The sequence below is a fragment of the Glaciimonas sp. OK215 genome, assembly GCF_057787885.1.
This window is the reverse complement of the sequence record NZ_CM173544.1, coordinates 3,095,300-3,112,612: the sequence shown is the minus strand read 5'-3', so window position 1 is coordinate 3,112,612 and position 17,313 is coordinate 3,095,300. Positions and strand designations below refer to the sequence as shown.

The 17,313-nt window shown below is 53.9% G+C and carries 15 protein-coding genes and 2 pseudogenes; 4 read left to right on the top strand and 13 right to left on the bottom strand.

Going from position 1 to position 17,313, the window contains the following annotated elements; genetic code table 11:
• Window positions 1–50: 50 nt before the first annotated feature.
• From AC3CHX_RS14045 to AC3CHX_RS14030, 4 genes are all read right to left on the bottom strand, one after another.
• The gene (locus AC3CHX_RS14045) at window positions 51–1,379 is read right to left on the bottom strand and encodes a cation:dicarboxylate symporter family transporter (protein WP_488644610.1); all 1,329 of its coding nucleotides are present in this window, start codon (window positions 1,377–1,379) and stop codon (window positions 51–53) included.
• 9 nt (window positions 1,380–1,388) lie between these two features.
• Window positions 1,389–1,526, bottom strand: coding sequence for a hypothetical protein (locus tag AC3CHX_RS14040; RefSeq protein WP_488644609.1), 138 nt, complete (start codon window positions 1,524–1,526; stop codon window positions 1,389–1,391).
• A gap of 320 nt (window positions 1,527–1,846) precedes the next feature.
• Window positions 1,847–2,800, bottom strand: a complete 954-nt coding sequence (locus tag AC3CHX_RS14035; RefSeq protein WP_488644608.1) for an amino acid ABC transporter substrate-binding protein — start codon at window positions 2,798–2,800, stop codon at window positions 1,847–1,849.
• Between the two features lie 26 nt (window positions 2,801–2,826).
• Window positions 2,827–3,249, bottom strand: coding sequence for a VOC family protein (locus tag AC3CHX_RS14030; RefSeq protein WP_488644607.1), 423 nt, complete (start codon window positions 3,247–3,249; stop codon window positions 2,827–2,829).
• A 175-nt stretch (window positions 3,250–3,424) separates the two neighbouring features.
• Between AC3CHX_RS14030 and AC3CHX_RS14025 the strand changes: the two genes are divergently transcribed.
• Window positions 3,425–4,348, top strand: a complete 924-nt coding sequence (locus tag AC3CHX_RS14025) for a LysR family transcriptional regulator (RefSeq protein ID WP_488644606.1) — start codon at window positions 3,425–3,427, stop codon at window positions 4,346–4,348.
• Window positions 4,349–4,788: 440 nt separating this feature from the next.
• Window positions 4,789–5,010 carry a hypothetical protein gene (locus AC3CHX_RS14020; RefSeq protein WP_488644605.1) on the top strand — a complete coding sequence of 74 codons (222 nt, stop codon included), beginning with the start codon at window positions 4,789–4,791 and terminating at the stop codon, window positions 5,008–5,010.
• Between the two features lie 184 nt (window positions 5,011–5,194).
• Here AC3CHX_RS14020 and AC3CHX_RS14015 read toward each other — a convergent pair whose 3' ends face one another.
• Together AC3CHX_RS14015 and AC3CHX_RS14010 are read right to left on the bottom strand one after the other, a co-directional pair.
• Window positions 5,195–5,680, bottom strand: coding sequence for a hypothetical protein (locus AC3CHX_RS14015; RefSeq protein ID WP_488644604.1), 486 nt, complete (start codon window positions 5,678–5,680; stop codon window positions 5,195–5,197).
• Window positions 5,681–5,828: 148 nt separating this feature from the next.
• Window positions 5,829–6,113, bottom strand: a complete 285-nt coding sequence (locus tag AC3CHX_RS14010) for a hypothetical protein (protein WP_488644603.1) — start codon at window positions 6,111–6,113, stop codon at window positions 5,829–5,831.
• A 1,336-nt stretch (window positions 6,114–7,449) separates the two neighbouring features.
• Between AC3CHX_RS14010 and AC3CHX_RS14005 the strand changes: the two genes are divergently transcribed.
• Window positions 7,450–8,940, top strand: coding sequence for a hypothetical protein (locus AC3CHX_RS14005; protein ID WP_488644602.1), 1,491 nt, complete (start codon window positions 7,450–7,452; stop codon window positions 8,938–8,940).
• A 359-nt stretch (window positions 8,941–9,299) separates the two neighbouring features.
• On the opposite strand, the gene AC3CHX_RS14000 is transcribed toward AC3CHX_RS14005, so the two are convergent.
• The 7 genes and pseudogenes from AC3CHX_RS14000 to AC3CHX_RS13970 form a co-directional block, all read right to left on the bottom strand.
• On the bottom strand, window positions 9,300–10,331 hold the full coding sequence (locus tag AC3CHX_RS14000; RefSeq protein ID WP_488644601.1) for an IS5 family transposase: 1,032 nt from the start codon (window positions 10,329–10,331) through the stop codon (window positions 9,300–9,302).
• A gap of 35 nt (window positions 10,332–10,366) precedes the next feature.
• Window positions 10,367–11,417 (bottom strand): annotated as a pseudogene (locus tag AC3CHX_RS13995) (IS110 family RNA-guided transposase).
• Between the two features lie 30 nt (window positions 11,418–11,447).
• Entirely contained in the window at window positions 11,448–11,633 is a 186-nt protein-coding gene (locus AC3CHX_RS13990; protein WP_488644600.1) for a hypothetical protein, read from the bottom strand.
• A gap of 59 nt (window positions 11,634–11,692) precedes the next feature.
• Window positions 11,693–12,202: pseudogene (locus tag AC3CHX_RS13985) on the bottom strand (IS6 family transposase).
• Window positions 12,203–12,329: 127 nt separating this feature from the next.
• Window positions 12,330–13,277, bottom strand: coding sequence for a sugar kinase (locus AC3CHX_RS13980; RefSeq protein WP_488644599.1), 948 nt, complete (start codon window positions 13,275–13,277; stop codon window positions 12,330–12,332).
• A 154-nt stretch (window positions 13,278–13,431) separates the two neighbouring features.
• On the bottom strand, window positions 13,432–14,892 hold the full coding sequence (locus AC3CHX_RS13975; protein ID WP_488644598.1) for a mannitol dehydrogenase family protein: 1,461 nt from the start codon (window positions 14,890–14,892) through the stop codon (window positions 13,432–13,434).
• 121 nt (window positions 14,893–15,013) lie between these two features.
• A complete protein-coding gene (locus tag AC3CHX_RS13970; protein ID WP_488644825.1) occupies window positions 15,014–15,769 on the bottom strand; it encodes a FadR/GntR family transcriptional regulator in 756 nt (251 codons plus the stop codon).
• A gap of 167 nt (window positions 15,770–15,936) precedes the next feature.
• Between AC3CHX_RS13970 and manD the strand changes: the two genes are divergently transcribed.
• Window positions 15,937–17,148, top strand: coding sequence for a D-mannonate dehydratase ManD (manD, locus tag AC3CHX_RS13965; protein ID WP_488644597.1), 1,212 nt, complete (start codon window positions 15,937–15,939; stop codon window positions 17,146–17,148).
• Window positions 17,149–17,313 lie beyond the last annotated feature (165 nt).

The window sequence follows — 17,313 nt, the reverse complement described above, 5'->3', positions numbered from 1 at the left end:
GTAGCTGAGAGGCTGCGAATCGAAGGTCGCCCAGCTCCGCCTCCCTTACCTCAGTCACCAAGCGCCGCAATATAAGCGTCCCCCTTTTGCTGATCATATTGTCCTTCCCACTTCGCGATTACGAGCGGCGCGAGTGCATTGCCTATAACATTTAATGCAGTACGTCCCATGTCCATTAGCCTGTCGACGCCCGCGATGAATGCGAGTCCCTCGAGAGGCAAACCCGCGCTTGCCAGTGTTGTAAGCAAGATGACCAGCATGAATCCTGGCACGCCTGCCGCACCTTTCGATGTAACGACCATCGTGAGAGTCAGGAGGATCTGCTCCTGGAACCCCAGATGGATGCCGTAAAGTTGAGCAACGAACAGTGTGCCGATTCCCAGATAGAGGGACGCGCCATCAAGGTTGAAGGTGTACCCTGTCGGAACGACAAACGTCGCGATGCTTTTCGGTACCCCGTAGTCCTCCATTTTCTTCATCAACTGGGGCAACACGGTCGCTGAACTGCATGTCGAGAACGCAATGATGAGCTCACTTTTGATGATGCGAAGCAGTGTGAAAATACTAAAACCGAAGAGTCTGGCAGTTGTCCCGAGTACCACCAGCGTAAACACGATGATGGTAAGGTAAGTCACTCCAACCAGTTTCAGTAAAGGGAACAGGGACTGGAAGCCGAAATTTGCAACCGTCACGGCAATCAGTGCACAGACGCCGACGGGCGCGTAGTGCATGACCATCCCGGTCACTTTGAACATTGCCTCAGCGATTCCCTTCAACGTCGCGATCACTGGCGTCCGGAACTCTTCCGGCACCGACTGGAGAGCAAGCCCGAACAGAACCGAGAAAAAAATCACTGGAAGTAGATCGCCTTTTGCCATCGCCGCGAAGATATTGTCGGGAGTGATACCCAGAATCAGTGACATAAACCCATGATGTCCTTGGGCCTGCTGGGCGGCGGTTTGCTGAAACTTCGCCAAGTCGACGTGTCCCAACAGGGACATGTCGGTACCCGCTCCCGGCTGCAGAACGTTACCAACGATCAGCCCAATCACGATGGCGATCGTGGTAATAACCTCGAAATAAATAAGGGTCTTCAAGCCGATACGCCCGAGCGACTTACCGTCACCTACGCCGGCGATGCCGACAATCATGCTTGTGAAGACGATCGGAACGACAATCATTCTGATGAGCTTGATGAATATGTCCCCGGCAGGCTGAAGGATTTCGGTGATGAACGATGTCCGATACTGGGGATGTTGGTTCAATACCAAGCCAATGATAATGCCGACAACAAGACCTATGGCGATCTGCCACGCAAGCCCCATTCGAGGCTTGCGTGGTACTGCGAAATTCTTTCGGCTCTCGATGAGAGTTTCCATATTGTCTCCTTACTGTATGTACTTTTTGGATGCCTGACTTGATTGCGCTGCTTGCCCGCCAATGAACAGAGCGCCGATACTAGCTTCTTCATTTTCTTCGCCGCTGCTGGCACCGGCAAGGGCAGCGATGAGTTTTGGCAGTTTCATACGATCTGCACGAATGGTTTTTTCAAATAGACATCCGCACTACGATTGCAGTCCGCACACCGCGTGCAAGCGCTTGTTCTGCTTACGCGGCGATATCGGCTGAGTTCATCGACAACGACATTGATCATGCGGACCGGATTATTTTCTGTGACGTAGTCATCCAAATGCTCTGGAAGTAAAGCGCCTTGGGTGCGTTCTTCGCCTTGAACAAACCGTGTCATCTGCGTGTCTCAACGTTGATGAGATAGCTATTCAACGTTTCAAAACTGACCTCCTCTACACCGCGATCCAGAAATTCAGAATTTATCGGCGGCAACACGCTACTTCTTCTTAGCCACCGACAACTGTTCCTTTGGTAACGGCGCGTAGTCAGTTGGATTGGATGAGTTGGTGACCTTCGCGATGGCGGCCTGAGTTTCCGGGCTCATCGGCCAATTCAGATTCTGGCCATGCGGCAGCGCCGGCGATTGAAACCATTTTGCATAGAGCTTGTTGATGTCCCCATACTTGAAGATGTTCGTGATGCTGGTATCGACCACCTGTTTGAACGCTGGATCGTTCTTGCCATAGATTAGCCCGAACGGTTCGACGGAAAGCGCATCTTTGCTGATGACTAGCTCATTCTTGATTTTGCTGCTGCCAGCCAGCGAAGCGAGCACAATATCGTCGTTCATGAAAGCGGCAACCCGACCGCTCTCCACGAGCAGAACTCCATCCGCAGTATCGCGTGACGTAACAATGTCGATACCAAGCTTCTGCTCATTATTGAGTATGGTGATCATCTTGATATGTGTAGTGCCGCTATTGATAGCGAGCTTCTTGCCACGAAGATCGGCGAGCGTCTGCACGTTGCTACTGCGCTTGCTCAGGAGGCGGGAACCGCTGACGTAAAATGTAGGCGAGAATTCCACGATATTCTGACGTTCTGCCGTATTGGTCGTGTTGCCGCATTCGATATCGACCGTGCCGTTTTGAATTAAAGGAATGCGGCTTGATGATGTCACCGGCAACATTGTGATATCCAGTTGCGACATGCCGAGCTTGCGCTGTATGTTCTTGGCGATGGAAAGACACAAATCGATCGCATAGCCTTCGTAATCCTGCTTGTCGTTCTGATAGGAAAACGGTTTGGTCGAATCGCGAACGCCCAGCACAATCAGGCCTTTTTCCTTGATTTTCTTCAGTGTCCCGTTCAGTTCTTCGCCTTGTGCCGCCTGACTCGATTGCATGGTTTGGCTGCCGATGAGGCAGAGCACCAGTATGAGCTTTTTCATTTCTATTCCTCTGATGATTTCAGTGATTATTTTGCGAAGATGTAATCCATGTTCGCAAACGATTTGAACTCCAATGCATTGCCGGACGGATCCAGGAAAAACATCGTGGCCTGCTCGCCGACCTCTCCCTTGAAACGAATATACGGCTCGATGATGAATTTGATGTTGGCGGCTTTCAGCTTCGCAGCCAGTGCCTCCCATTCGGGCAAGGACAAGATCGCTCCGAAATGCCGTGACGGCACATCATGGTCATCCACTGAATTGCTCACGCTAAAACCGGTTTCATCTGGTGCCAGGTGCGCCACCAGTTGATGCCCATAGAAATTGAAGTCCACCCATATTTCGGAGCTGCGACCTTCAGGACAGCCCAGCAGATCACCATAAAAGGCACGCGCCTCGGCAATGTCGTTCACGGGGAATGCCAAATGGAACAGTGACGTCGATGTCATCTTGAATTTTCTTTCCTAATTGTCGATTGATGATGGGCAAGTCGGCTAAGGACAAGGCGAATCGCTTGCCATTGCAAATCCCTTTGCATGCTAGGGATTTAACGCAGTTTATATATACAGATTTGTGATGTAAAATTATCGTTTTTGATCATTCTAATTCTAATTTTTCATAAGCATGATTCGCTATCTGAAGACGTTTATCGCCGCAGCGCAACTGGGGTCGTTCTCGACCGCTGGCGCCAGGCTTGGCTTGACACAGTCTGCGGTAAGCATGCAGATTAAGCGTTTGGAAGATGAATTGAATTGTGAACTCTTCACTCGTGTGGGGAAATCCGTCACCGTAAGCGAACACGGCAAGCAACTGCTTCGCACTTCTGAAGAAATCATCAGGCTTTTTGAATCGATGAAGGGGCAGACCGAGGTGGTCGCCACCCGTGGAAAAATCGATATCGGCGCGATCTCAACCGTCCAACTTAGATTGCTGCCGACAGCCTTGGCTGATTTCAGGAAGAGATTGCCCTTGGTCGAGGTGAACGTGGTTCCAGGAACATCGGTCCAACTGATGTCACAGATTGACAGCAACGATTTGTCAATCGCGATCATGATTCGCCCTAATCTGAAGATGACCAAGGGATTGAAATGGACAACAATGCTGCACGAGACCTATGTCGCGATCGCACCTTTGTCGGCACGCGAGACATCGGTCAAGGACTTATTGGCTGTGCATCCATTTTTGCGCTACAGCCGCAGATCCTACGGCGGCCAGTTAGTGGACCGCTACCTGAAACGAACTCGCCTGCATGTGAATGACACCATGGAGCTAGACGAGCCTATGGTTATCATGGAGATGGTGAGGAAAGGGCTTGGCGTGGCGATTATTCCTTACGATCTCGCAGCAGGCGCATCAAGCAATAAGTTACGTGTTCTGCCGTTGGGAGGTAAAGGCTTTTTTAGGGAAATTGGCGTGTTGCAGCGCGTAACTTCCGCTCCTAACGTTGCTGTTGCAACTCTGCTCGATTGTATTGCGATTGCGGCCCGTGCTAAAGAGATTAGCAGCACTATACATTTAAGATCCGATATTTCTAAAGGAAAGCGGTGAACAACAGATGACTAGCACTTTAGTTTTGACCTTGTGGCTGCCAGCTTAGGCCTCAATGGCCGCTATTAGCCGGTTCGCGCCGGTCGCGTTGCCGATTCCATGGCCCGCTATCGCTGCTAAGGAGCCAGTTAGATGGACTCGGCAACACGGCGTGCTGTCAATCTCGATTCCAAGCGCAGTGGTCCTATCGAGATTGATCCGTCGGCATGGAGCTGATTTGGTTATATAGCCACTAATGCGGACATCAAGGATGTTGCAGAATTGCCGCAAACCGCGTCAGGGTGGGACGGTAGGCAGGGGTGAAGTGTCAGTGTAGTCACACTGTGGTGTCACTACAGCAGCAGGCGAAAAAATGTTTGAGAAATCCAACGAAGAGGTGAGACAAGCAAATAAAATCGCGCGAAAATCGTCGTCATGCAATGACATGTTGAGCCCTGACGATGATCTGCCTTGGTAATCACATTCGACTGACCCGAAAGGAAGTCGCGCGTTTCACGAAGATCACCGGCTTCGCGCCGGTGGACGTGAAAACGCTCGACGACCTGGACGCGTACATCGGACAATGCAAACGGCATTATTGGGGCGTGTCGGAAGAGACGCAATTTTTGCATTGGCTGATGGACCGGGAACGCCTGCGCTGCGGTAGTGGCAGCAGTGGATAAAAATGCGTTCGAACGAATCTAGATAGAACAGAAGCCGAGCGCTTCACGAAGGGCACCGGCTCGAAGCCGGTGAGGATGAGGGCGCTCGACGTTCTGGACGCGTACAACGAATGCTGCAAGCGTCACTATGGGAGGAACGACGGACCTCCGGAGATACAACTTGCCGAAGAACGGTCTGTGCCGATTACGCTATTTTGGCCGCTTTCCCGACATTTATCTGTCGGGCGGATGGTGCAGCAACCTGATCGTTGAACTCCGATTGCGCTTGCGCGAACTCGGGTTCTCGCGTCAGGCGGCCCACTGGCCGCACAGCCGGGTCCTTGCGGACCTCGGGCAGACACTCAACGGCAAATTCGCCGCTTTGATGCAACAACCGTTGGATTGCGATAACAGGCAGCACGAACACGGCGTTGGACAGCATGCGAACGAACTGGCCGATGCGTTTGTTACGCGCCTGTCGCATTTTCTGCGTGCGCAAACCTTCCTTGCAGCGCAGATAGAGAGCGAGGTGGGTCCGCTTCATCTCCGGATCGGATTCGAGCTGGTTCATCACTTCGACAGCGATGGCAGGATTACCGACACGGCGGTAGAAGCTGATCCAGGCCTTCTCCTCTTCGAAATCGACGCCGAAGCGCCGGGAACGGGAACGATGAAATTTCTCTTGGGACATGGGGTTCTCCGAAAAATAGGGGAACGCCATTCCCGATGGGGAAGCGGCGAAGTCTCCCCAGGGTTGCGATGATGAAAAGTGCTGTCAAACTGACAGCCTCCATATGGAAGTCATCACGATGCTATGTTCACGGCGCGATCTCGCCTGACTACTCCAACTGCCCGATCATCTCCAGAACACGTTCCGGATCGTCTTGCGCAGCCTCATCAGCGCGAGCCGAAACACGTTTGCGGGAAAGGTTAATCATGGCGATCAACCATCCTCGGTAGGGTAATGAAAACCATCGGCACTGGCCTGCATCCATACGGGCGGTGCGCGGCTTCAACAACGTGCAGACATCCAGTTGTTTCTGTGCAACGAACCGGCGGATACCGGAACCGCCTAACAGCACGCAGACTAGGCGACTTTCGCGATCGAGATTTGCTACGAACATGGCGTTCTCCTTCAATGAAGAAGGGGAACACCAGTCCCCGGCAGGGAACGATGCTCCCCGCTTGGGATGCCTCTGTCAGTGCTGCCCAGAGGCGCTCGGTGATCGCACGCGTATCGTTGACGCTGCGCGTGTAAAAAACAAAAGGCCCTCGGTCCTTGCGAACTGGGGGCCTGCTTCAAACACCATTCTCAATACCGCACATCGACCAGGCACACGGCACGGTCAAACGCTCGGCACGCGACACCAGCAGACCAACGGGTCATTCGATGTGCGGAATATTCAGCCGATGAGGCTGACCGGAGTACGAATCACTTTCGTGACTTGATCGGAACACGTCCGACCGCTTCAGGGCGGGTAACGACCGCTACGCCGGCAACGGATGCCGGACTTCACGCGACCCGACCAGCGGTCCGGGTGAAGGCTGTGTAAGCACGATGCTCACAAATAGCGATTTAAGTATTGCACCTTGCGCAGGCGCGTTCAAGAAGAGGACGTGTGGTGCGGCCGTACGCCATCCGTAATTCACTTTTATTCGAGGGTTTTCGGATGGCTAGCGCTGACTGACAATATTTCACACAGATGTTGGAAGTTGCGTCGATTGAGCAGCCCGGTCCGACGGTCTTCATTGAGCAGATGCGTGGTATGCAGCAGGTCGTGTTCAAGTTCACGGATGCGGCGTTCGCAAATCGCGGTCTACTGGCGGACAGTGCAGGGAGCGCGCATCAATAGGTATTCCTTGAAAAATTGGGTATTCCAGTCGGTCGTTCCAAATTCTCCTCATGAAGAATTTGCCGCGATCAAACTTCCTTTTGTTATCAGTCAGTGATTGCTGCGGGTATAGCGAAGTGCCTAAAAAATGTGCGGAGCAGTAAGAGCGCCTATTGGTGCGGACATGCTGCGAAGAAGCTCGTTGTTATCCACAGATTCTGTGGATAACAACGAGAGTAAAGTCGTTCTATCGTTCTGCCATGTACAGTCCCGTAGGATACTGCCCGCAGAATGGCTTCCAGCAAGGGTTTCAAGGAAGATAGTGCGGAATATTTCCTTGAATTCTCTGCTCGCAAACCCGCACATCTTCGAAATTGTCTTTGGAATATTCCTCACTTAGGAACGTGGACGGGATAAGTCCCTGGTTTGGACGGGTCTGTCGGGATGCAGGACAAGGGGCCTGTCCAGAGGAAGTCACTTGCCGTTTAGAACGCCCCACTCGGCTTCGAACTTGCGGATCAATACCCAATGTAAAAAATTTTGTCTTCCTGGCTAGATATGTAACGATATACTGTTCGAGAATGTTGCTCCAGGGTAAAACAATCGGATGAACGGGAGATACATCATAATGCGCGCACTCTTGACCCTATTGCTTCTTATGGCCTCACTCGCACAGGCGGAAAACGTCGGTGCATGCCGATTCGACAAGGCCACACTCCAATTTCATGGTACGGCGCAGGAGCAGGCAGGCTGTCTGTTGCGGCACGTAGCCAAATGGGGCAAGGTCGATGTCGTGTCTGCGCTGCTGCCACCGGCTCTGGCCCAAATTGTCGGAGAGCCCGTGGAGTCGTTGAGAGCCGACCTGAAGAAATATCTTGCAACCAAAAATATTGAAGAAGCCAAAATGGGCGGATCGCTGGATGCAAGTCTGTCACATGCGCAGGGCGGCGCTGTCTCGGCTCCAGCAGCGCGCTATTTTGTTATACACGACACCAGTTCGCCGTCGCTTGGCAATGTCGCCGGCTTCCCGCCCAACGATGCTGCGAGGCTCAATGCATTGGCGAATTTTGACGTGCCAAACTCGGTTGCACATGTCTTCGTCAACCGTATAGGCGAGACGCTGGTGGGGCACGACTTCAAAGTGCCGTGGCGCGCTACCAAACTTGAGACACTGGCAGTCGGCACGGCAGCCAAGGGACTGTTTCTGCATATTGAATTGCTGCAACCGCGCCGCCGCGATTCATCGGGTGGAGCGCAAAACGATGCTATCGCGCCCATACCCGGCTTTACTGCTATCCAATATGAGAAGTTGGCCTTGCTCTATGCTGCGGCCAGCGCGCGTGGTGGCGTATGGCTGATACCCGCGTTTCACGCGGCGATCGATCAAGGCCTTTCCGATGCTCACGACGACCCGCAAAATTTCGAATTGAACCTGTTTGCGGAGGCGATAGCAGTCTTGCGCAACAGATTGCGAGATCAGGCGGTAGTAGCGGACAGCGTACCGGCCGCCTCGACGCCGGCGCATGTTGCCTGCGCGGCGATAGTAACGGCGCTTCCAAAGCTCAATGCAGGCAAGGCGCTCGTCGCCAGTAACACCGGCGGCAAGACCTGGAAGCAACTGTATGATGTTTGCGATGCAGACAACACTTTCGCCGGACGGCCGCTGCCAAAACATAAAGGCAAGCCGTTACGTTGTTCCATCGACCCTAATAGGGTTGCCCATGTCTCAAAATACCCGGATGGCACCATCGTTTTCAACGCCAAGATGTCGGTCGATGCTGACGGGTCGCCGGTCGTTGGAGGAAGCGGTTGGCCAAATGACGTTCAGACTTGGCTCACCTTCGATTCCGGTTCTACCGATCATTTTGTCAATGCCGAAGAAGTGCCATTCATCGTCGTTCCACTGCCGGTTCCTGCAGTGGGAATTTCCTTTTTGAAAGACACCGGTATTGGAAAGGGTGACCTGGCAGTGGTGGTTAAGCGGGGGGTAAATGCTCCTTCGGCGTGGTCGGCGATGCCGGGCCTTGGTTCCGGCTCGGTGAGTCCTCATTGCGCGCCCATGCCGATCTTGGCAATCCTCAGTGTGTCAACACGAGCGAGCATCCGTGCACGAAACTAAAAGGCGGAGGCAGCGGTGTCGGCATCGAGTCTGGCGTCACCTACATGGTGTTCCCCGGTACAAGGCCCAAACCTCTACTTAGTCAGGCCATCGACAGCCTCGCAATGGAGCAGGGTGCTGCGAAGGCGTTATCGTTCTTGGGTGCCAATAGTCGGTATGGGCCGGCCATTTTCCCTAAAGCGGCCGTTAAAGGGGACCTCGAATAACCAGCTTTTGACGCGATGAGATGGGGAAGCGGAACTCGACGAATTTAAGACCGGCTTGTTTGGCTTGAGTGATACAAGAACAGGGATTCCTGGCGCAATTGCCTGGGTCAACAGGACCGATTGCCTGCCGAATTGGGCGGCTCGGCCTTCGAATTAGAACGCCGGAAGACCTCGCTCTTTCAAGAATACGAGTCGCTTCAGGTTGTAACTGGCAGCCTTGAGGTTCAAAGCAAACGTGGTGCGCACGATTCCCATGCAACGCACCAGCTTGCCACCCATCTGCCTCATTGCGCCAAAGACGTGTTCGACGCGGGCGCGGGGTGTGGCAATGCGGCGGTTGCGCTGCTTTTGCGTATCCGAGATCGGCTTCGTGGCGCTGCCTTTTCTCTGGATCTGAACGCGCCATCCAGCCTGTTTCAAGGTCGCTTCGCGTTCAGCGCTTGGGTAGCCACGGTCGGCATAGACATCGCGACTGGTGTTGTTGGGGTCGAGCAGTTCTTCAAAGACAGTGGTGTCTGCGACGGCAGCATTCGTGATGATGACTTTGCGAATGAGCTTATGGCGCTTATCAATGCTCGCATGCAGTTTGTAGCCGAAGTGGCTCTTGCCGTGCTTCTTGGTCCACTTCGCATCGACGTCTTTCTGCGCGCGCTTGTGCGCTTTCCAAGTGATGGGCATTGTGCCTTCCTTGACGGTGTCGGCCTCGTCGCGCTTGTTACGCTGCACGGGAGCCTGCACGAGCGATGCGTCCACGATCTGGCCGCAGCGCGCCAGGTAACCATGCGCCAGCAATTGTTGCTGCACCTGCTCAAACAGCTTGGTGCCCAAACCCGCCTGCGCCAGGCGATCCCGGAATAGCCAGATTGTCTTTGCATCGGGAATCGTGCTGCTCTCGGTGAGCCCGAGAAATTGCAGGAAGCTCCGGCGATCGAGAAGTTGATACTCAAGCGCGTCGTCCGCAAGGTTGTAGAGCTGCTGCAGTATCAGTATCTTAGCCATCAACACCGTCGGATAGGGTGGCCGGCCGCCTTTGGCCCGCGATGGGCGCGGCAAGGCGCTATCAATATCGTCGGCCAAGGCCACAAAGTCGACATGCTTAGATAAGCCGACCAGCGGATCGCCCAACCTGGAACGTCGGCTTCCGCGTTCCTCTTCGGCAAACAGGCTGGGCTTGGGCATCATCATCGGTCGGACTCGGCGTTTGGTTCGGAATCAGAATTTTACTGACTCGGGCGGGCGGCGGGGAGGTTTTTAGAGGTCGCCTTAAGGCTCACGTAGTCCTTCTGGTATTGCCTGTCATGTGCCAACATGGCCCATATCGTTCTGGCCGTTTTATTGACCATCGCCACCGCGACTACGTTCGAAGGTCGCCGTTTCTGTATTTGTTCAACCCATGCTCCCGATTCCTTCGCATGACACAGCACGCTGCGCGCGCCTTGGATTAGTAGCATTCGTAAATACGTGTCGCCACGCTTGCTGATACCCAGCTATCTCACCTTGCCGCCAGTGCCGACCTGTCCGGGTACCAACCCGAGCCAAGCGGCAAACTCACGCCCTGACTTGAATGTATTGGCATCGCCCATCGTCGCCACCGCGGCCGTGGCCGTCAGCAGGCCCACATCGGGAATCTCGGCGATGTTCTTGCACCCCTTGTCCTGCTTCATCCACGCCGACAAACGTCGCTCAATCTCTGCGATCTGCTCATCAAGCTTGGCCAGCATGTCCCACTGCTCGCGCAACGTATCGATCAACACCGCCGGCAAGCGTTCCGCCAGCCGCGCCAGCGCCTCCTTCATGCCTCTGTTTAGTGCCGCCCGTCCGACCACCGTATTCGGCCAGCAAGCCGCGCAAGCCATTACTCTGCATCGTCCGGAACTTCACCAATTGCTGCCGCATCCGGTGTAACGCCAGTACCGCCTGCTGCACTTCGGTCTTGACCGCTACCGCTCGTACGCCCGGCTGCTGCACTGCCAGCCAGATGGCGCGCGCATCGGCGACGTCATTTTTGTTGCCGCTCACGAAGGCCTTGACGGCCTTGCCCGGCATCAACTTGACCTCGTGTCCCATCTCCTGCAGGCGCCGCGCCCAATGCTGCGACCCGCCGCAGGCTTCCATGCCAACCAGGCACGGCGCCATGTTCGCAAAGTGCTCCAGAAACCTGGCTCGCTTGAGCTGCTTGCTGAACACTTCGCCTGTCTCCGTATCAACCCAATGCAATTGAAACACCTGTTTGGCCGTATCCACGCCGACCACGGTTTTGGTAGAATTCATGTTGGATCCTCCGGTTTGCCTGTGAAGATTTCATTCTTCCCCTTTTGGCACTTCGATGCCGTCGGCCCGTGAGGATCCGCCTCCCGCATCCAACTTCACTCCCTTGCCAGCAGAGTTATCCATGGCGCCGCTCGCCGCACCCTCTACAGTGCAAGAGCGGGCGGCGCGGTGGATTAACTCGGCACGACTCGCTTGCATCAGGAGGGAGGCGTTCATTTCATTCAGACTTGACCTGACAGTTACCCGATTTAACGTTGGCGACTGTCAGGTCAAATTCAGTTGTTCAGTGTGGTGATTTTATCGTGCCATGCATCGTTCTCTGACCGCATTTCACGCACCGCACGGTGCGATGCCGCATAACCATCGAACGTGACGCTCTCCGGTGCGCGGCCTTGTGTTCGGACCGCCTTGCGCAAGAATGCCTTGGCTGCAGCCACATCCCGCTTCGGGCTCAAACGGAAATCGACGGTATTTCCCTCGCAATTAACCGCACGTTATAGATACACCCACCGGCCGCGAATCTTCACATACGTTTCATCGACTCGCCACGATTGTCCTGGCTTGCGTGCGTAGCGATTCCAGCGTTTTTCGAACTCGGGTACAGACCGCTGCACCCAACGCATGATCGTCGTAAGGCTCATCGCCAATCCGCGCTATTCCATCAATTCGACCAGGTCGAGAAAAGAAAGCTTGTATCGCAAATACCAGCGAACGCACAGAATGATAATCTCTTGTTCGAAATGTCGGCCTTTGAACAATTCCTCCATACTTCTTAGCTTCGCCATCGCAATTCACCGCCTTCAAAAGCGGTAAGTGTAGCTGCCTGGAAAATTCGCACCAAAGCCATTTGCAGTAGGTCCGGTGTCAATGTCATATTTTCTTCCGACGGTCATGACATCAAATTCATCGCAATCAATCTTGCAATGATGTTTCAGTTAAATGGGTTAAGACTTCGGCCTGGTTCGGAATGGGTGCAATTGCACCATATCCGGTGGTCGACAAAGCAGCCGCCACGTTGGCATAGCGCACCGCATTTTCCAAATCATCTCCGGCAACCAGTCGTGCTATCAGAGAACCATCGAAACAGTCGCCTGCCCCGGTAGCATCCACCGGTTGTACCAGCATCGGTGGCAAATGACGTGCCACGCGCTGATCGTGCTGCCAGATCCATGCCCCCTCGGCACCGCACTTCAAGACGACTTGTCGCGCACCATGGCGCGCGCACCAATTGAACACGGCATCACGACTGTCCACGCCGGCCAGGATCAAGGCTTCATCCAGGCCAGGCAAAAATACATCGGAATATCCAATTGTCTTTTCAATGATTGCTTTCGCCCGCTCTAGTGGCCACAGACTCAACCGTAAATTAGGGTCGTAGCAAACACGCGCACCAGAATGATGGGCGATCTCGATTGCGGCGAATACGGCGTCGCAAGCACTGGCGCTAATAGCCTGGGTAATACCGGATACGTGCAGGTACTGGCAACTTCCAATGACACCAAACGGCAGACTGGCTGGCTGCATGCGGCTGGCAGCCGAGCCGGCACGCATATATTGAAAATGATGCCCTTTTGCGTCGTGGGTAACGAAATATATGCCAGTATGCGCCTCAGGATCGATCTGCACGCCCACATCATCGACCCCTTCGCTGTGCCATAGATCAAGCAGCATATGGCCGAATCGATCATCGCCAAGACGGGTGCAATAGGCCACGCGTGCGCCTTGCCGTGCCGCAGCAATCGCGAAATTAGAGGTGTCACCACCGAAGCTCTGGCTGTACTGTCCCGGGATGGCTTCGTTGAATTCGATCATTGGTTCGCCTAGCGCGACGATATCGAATCGCTTGTCAACATGCATCATTTGTCCTTTAAGATTTCGTGGGTATTTTTACCTTGATCAACCAGGCTCAAGGGCGGGTGAAGCCATATGGCCTCTGCCCTCGCAGGAAATGGTGCGCCTCGAAGTCCACTGTTTTCGCCAAGATTGGCATGGGCTGTCACATTGCTTTTCGACGCTAAAGACTTTGCAATGCGTTGAGCACGCCGTGCGCACTGATCTGCGTTAGATGGTGCGTTAGCTCCATAACAAATCGGGTGTTTTGTGGCAAGTCGTCACCAAACACTGCATGGATGTTTAACAGTGCATTGACTCGGACCGCCGGTTCTGAGGCGCTGGTCGCCGCAGCATGCAGCGACTCTGCCAAGGGATCGGCAATCGCATAGGTACGCTGCGTTTCATCACGTCCCGCCAGATAATGAAACCACCCGGCGATCGCAAAACACGATCGCTCGCAATGAGCGCCACTGGCCAGATGCGTACGGATAGTGCCAAGCAGACGCTGCGGAAGCTTTTGCGAACCATCCATGGCGATCTGTTGAAGTTTGTGTTGGAGCGCCGGGTTACGAAACCGTGCCAGCAATTCGGCGCGATAGGCAGGCAAGCCAGGGCGCAACAAGGTTGGCTCTATTTCGTCGGCCAACATGCGTTCTACAAAGTGTGCCAATTTCGTATCCGCCATTGCCTGGTCAACGGTTTCGTATCCGACCAATACGCCGAGGTAGGCCAGGGTTGAATGACTGCCATTGAGCATCCGCAGCTTGGCGTGTTCGTACGGCTGCGCGTCTGACACAATTGTTGCGCCTGCATCTTCCCATTGCGGCCGGGAACCAACAAATTTGTTTTCGATTATCCACTGGCTGAAATCCTCCGTCATGACGGGCCACGCATCGTATACGCCGAGCCGCGCAGCGACACGCGCACGGTCTTCCTCAGTCGTTTTCGGGACGATGCGGTCAACCATTGAATTCGGGAATGCGCCGAAACGCGCTATCCAGTCTGCAAGATCAATGTCGATCTCGGTGGCGAAAGACAGTACCATTGCCCGCGTGGTGGCCCCGTTTGATGGCAAGTTGTCGCAAGACAGAACGGTAAACGGCGCGATGCCGGCGGCGCGGCGCAGCGCCAGGGCACGTACGATGAAGCCAATTGCGGATCGCGGCGCGGCGGGGTGCGCTAAATCGTGCGCAATATCCGGGTGGTCCAAGCGCAATGCCTGGCTTGCAGGATCGTGACAATACCCTTTTTCAGTCACGGTCAGACTGACAACGTGGCAGCGGGGATCTGCCATCGCATCCAGCACCGCTTGCGGTTGCTCAGGAGCAACCAGCGATCCGACCAAGGCACCGACGACCCGCAATCGTTCGCCGGACGCATCGCGTACTGCCACGGTATAAAGATTGTCTTGCGCTGCGAGCGCATCGCGGGTATCGGATTGACGCAACGATACACCGACAATACCCCAACGGGCATCGCCTGCCGCAAGCACCGTATCGGTGTATACGGCTTGATGGGCGCGGTGAAATGCACCCAGTCCAAGGTGGATAATTCCGGGGGCTAAGACATCTCGATCGTACTCAGGCGTTGATGCCTTGCCATTCGCTGATATCGTCGACAGTGCCGCATTATTGAGTCGCATATTCATTTCTTAAACAGTTAGCGGATGCACGGCATCCTGGATTTATGGTTTGGTAGAACTGTATCTAGCAGTGGCAAACGTTGCCTGGCCTGCACGTCAGCGACGTAAAGTTGAATTTGAATCACGTGCGAGGGGGAACTGCAGAATCTTTAGGCCCCCACCCGCGTGAGAATTCACGCGTTACACGTTCGAGGTGCGCGCGCATAGCACGCTTTGCGCCTGCCGGGTCTCGGGTGGCAATCGCTTCCAAAATCCGTCGATGGTCGGCCAATGTTGCATGACGCAATTCGTCAGTATGGAAGTGTTCGTCCATCTTGCTCCATAGCCTGCCGCGTTGATTCCACAGGCCTTCGACTACCTGAACCAGTGCAGTATTGCCGGTCGCTCTGGCAATCGCCAGATGGAAAGTGCGGTCAGCTTCTTCATTGCGCTTCCGGTCGCTGTAGAAACGCTCCATGTCATTGACCGCGTTCATGATGGCATCGATGGCACTGTCCGTTGCCATTCGGGCTGCTATTGCGGCAATCTCACTTTCGATTAGCCGACGCGCAGAAAGGATTTCAAAGGGGCCGGAGCCGATTTCGTGCATACCTGATGGAGCGTCCTCCTGCTGGCTAACATAGATGCCCGATCCAAGGCGAACTTCCACGACACCGCTTAATTCCAGTGCAATCATCGCTTCGCGCACCAATGCGCGGCCCACATTGAGCTGTTTGGCCAAGTCACGTTCAGACGCCAGGCGCCCTCCCGGCGCTATCTTTTCATCCTGAATTAATTCCTGGATGCGCTTGGCGACGACGCGGTACGGGCGAGTATCCTGCGTGCTTGCATCATCTCGGGTGGCGCTATCTTTAGGAGTAAGAGCGAATCGATTCATCATGGCCTCCGGTGGCAGGTAACATCATTACATGGAAGTATATATTGGTTGACCAATTATAGACAGGTTATCCAATTAATTGAAATGGGTCTGGCCAATTTAATTTTTAAGTGCGATACTGGTCGAACCAATTTCAATCTTCCCATCCATTTAATAGAGAGGAATCCATGAAAATTACCGATGCAAAAGTCATCATTTGCTCTCCTGGACGCAACTTTGTCACTTTGAAAATTTATACCGACGAAGGATTAACCGGCATTGGCGATGCCACCCTTAACGGACGGGAACTGGCCGTTGCTTCTTACCTGACCGATCATGTCATTCCCTGCTTAATTGGGCGCGATCCTCAGCAGATCGAAGATATTTGGCAATATTTGTACAAGGGGGCTTACTGGCGGCGTGGACCTGTAACGATGAGCGCGATTGCTGGTGTCGACACGGCATTGTGGGATATCAAAGCTAAGGCAGCCAATATGCCGTTGTATCAGTTACTCGGCGGCAGGAGTCGAAGCGGCGTCATGGTGTACGGTCATGCGAATGGTAAAGATATTGAAGAAACTGTGGACGAAGTTTTGCGCTATGCGTCGCTGGGGTATAAAGCGATTCGCGCGCAAACAGGGGTGCCGGGTCTACAGAAGGTGTATGGGGTATCGAATGGCAGCAAATTTTATGAGCCAGCAGATGGTTCGTTGCCGTCCGAGCATGATTGGTCGACGGAGCGCTATCTCGATTATGCGCCAAAGCTGTTCGATCGCCTGCGCAACAAACTTGGCTGGGAACATCATTTACTGCATGACGTTCATCACCGACTGACGCCAATCGAAGCAGCCCGATTGGGCAAGTCGCTCGAGCCCTTCCGTTTGTTCTGGATGGAAGACCCGACGCCTGCGGAAAACCAGGACGCATTTCGCCTGATCCGTCAACATACCGTTACGCCCATTGCAGTCGGAGAAATATTCAATACCATCTGGGATTGCAAGGATTTGATTGAAAATCAGTATATCGACTATATCCGCGCAACCATCGTTCATGCTGGCGGCATTACCCATCTGCGCCGCATCGCCGACCTCGCAGCCATGTACCAGGTCCGCACCGGTTGCCACGGCGCGACTGATTTATCGCCCGTATGCATGGGGGCCGCATTGCATTTTGACACATGGGTGCCGAACTTTGGCATTCAGGAATACATGCAACACACGGATGAAACTGATGCGGTCTTCCCACATGATTACTGGTTTAAGGACGGTTTTTTACATCCTAGCGAAAAACCTGGGCATGGCGTCGAAATCGATGAAAAACTGGCTGAAAAATACCCCTACCAACGCGCCTACTTGCCGGTGAATCGCTTGGCGCATGACGGCACTCTTTGCAACTGGTGATGAATTATTTTTGATTTACCCCAATTTTAATAAAAACCATTTGACACCATACTAGTATGTTATACATACTGATCTAGCGGCATTAGACCGCGTCAAATCGTGCTTTATTCAAACTTGAAGTCCATCAACCTCTGCACATTGCTGAGGTCCGGTCTTCAGCACTTT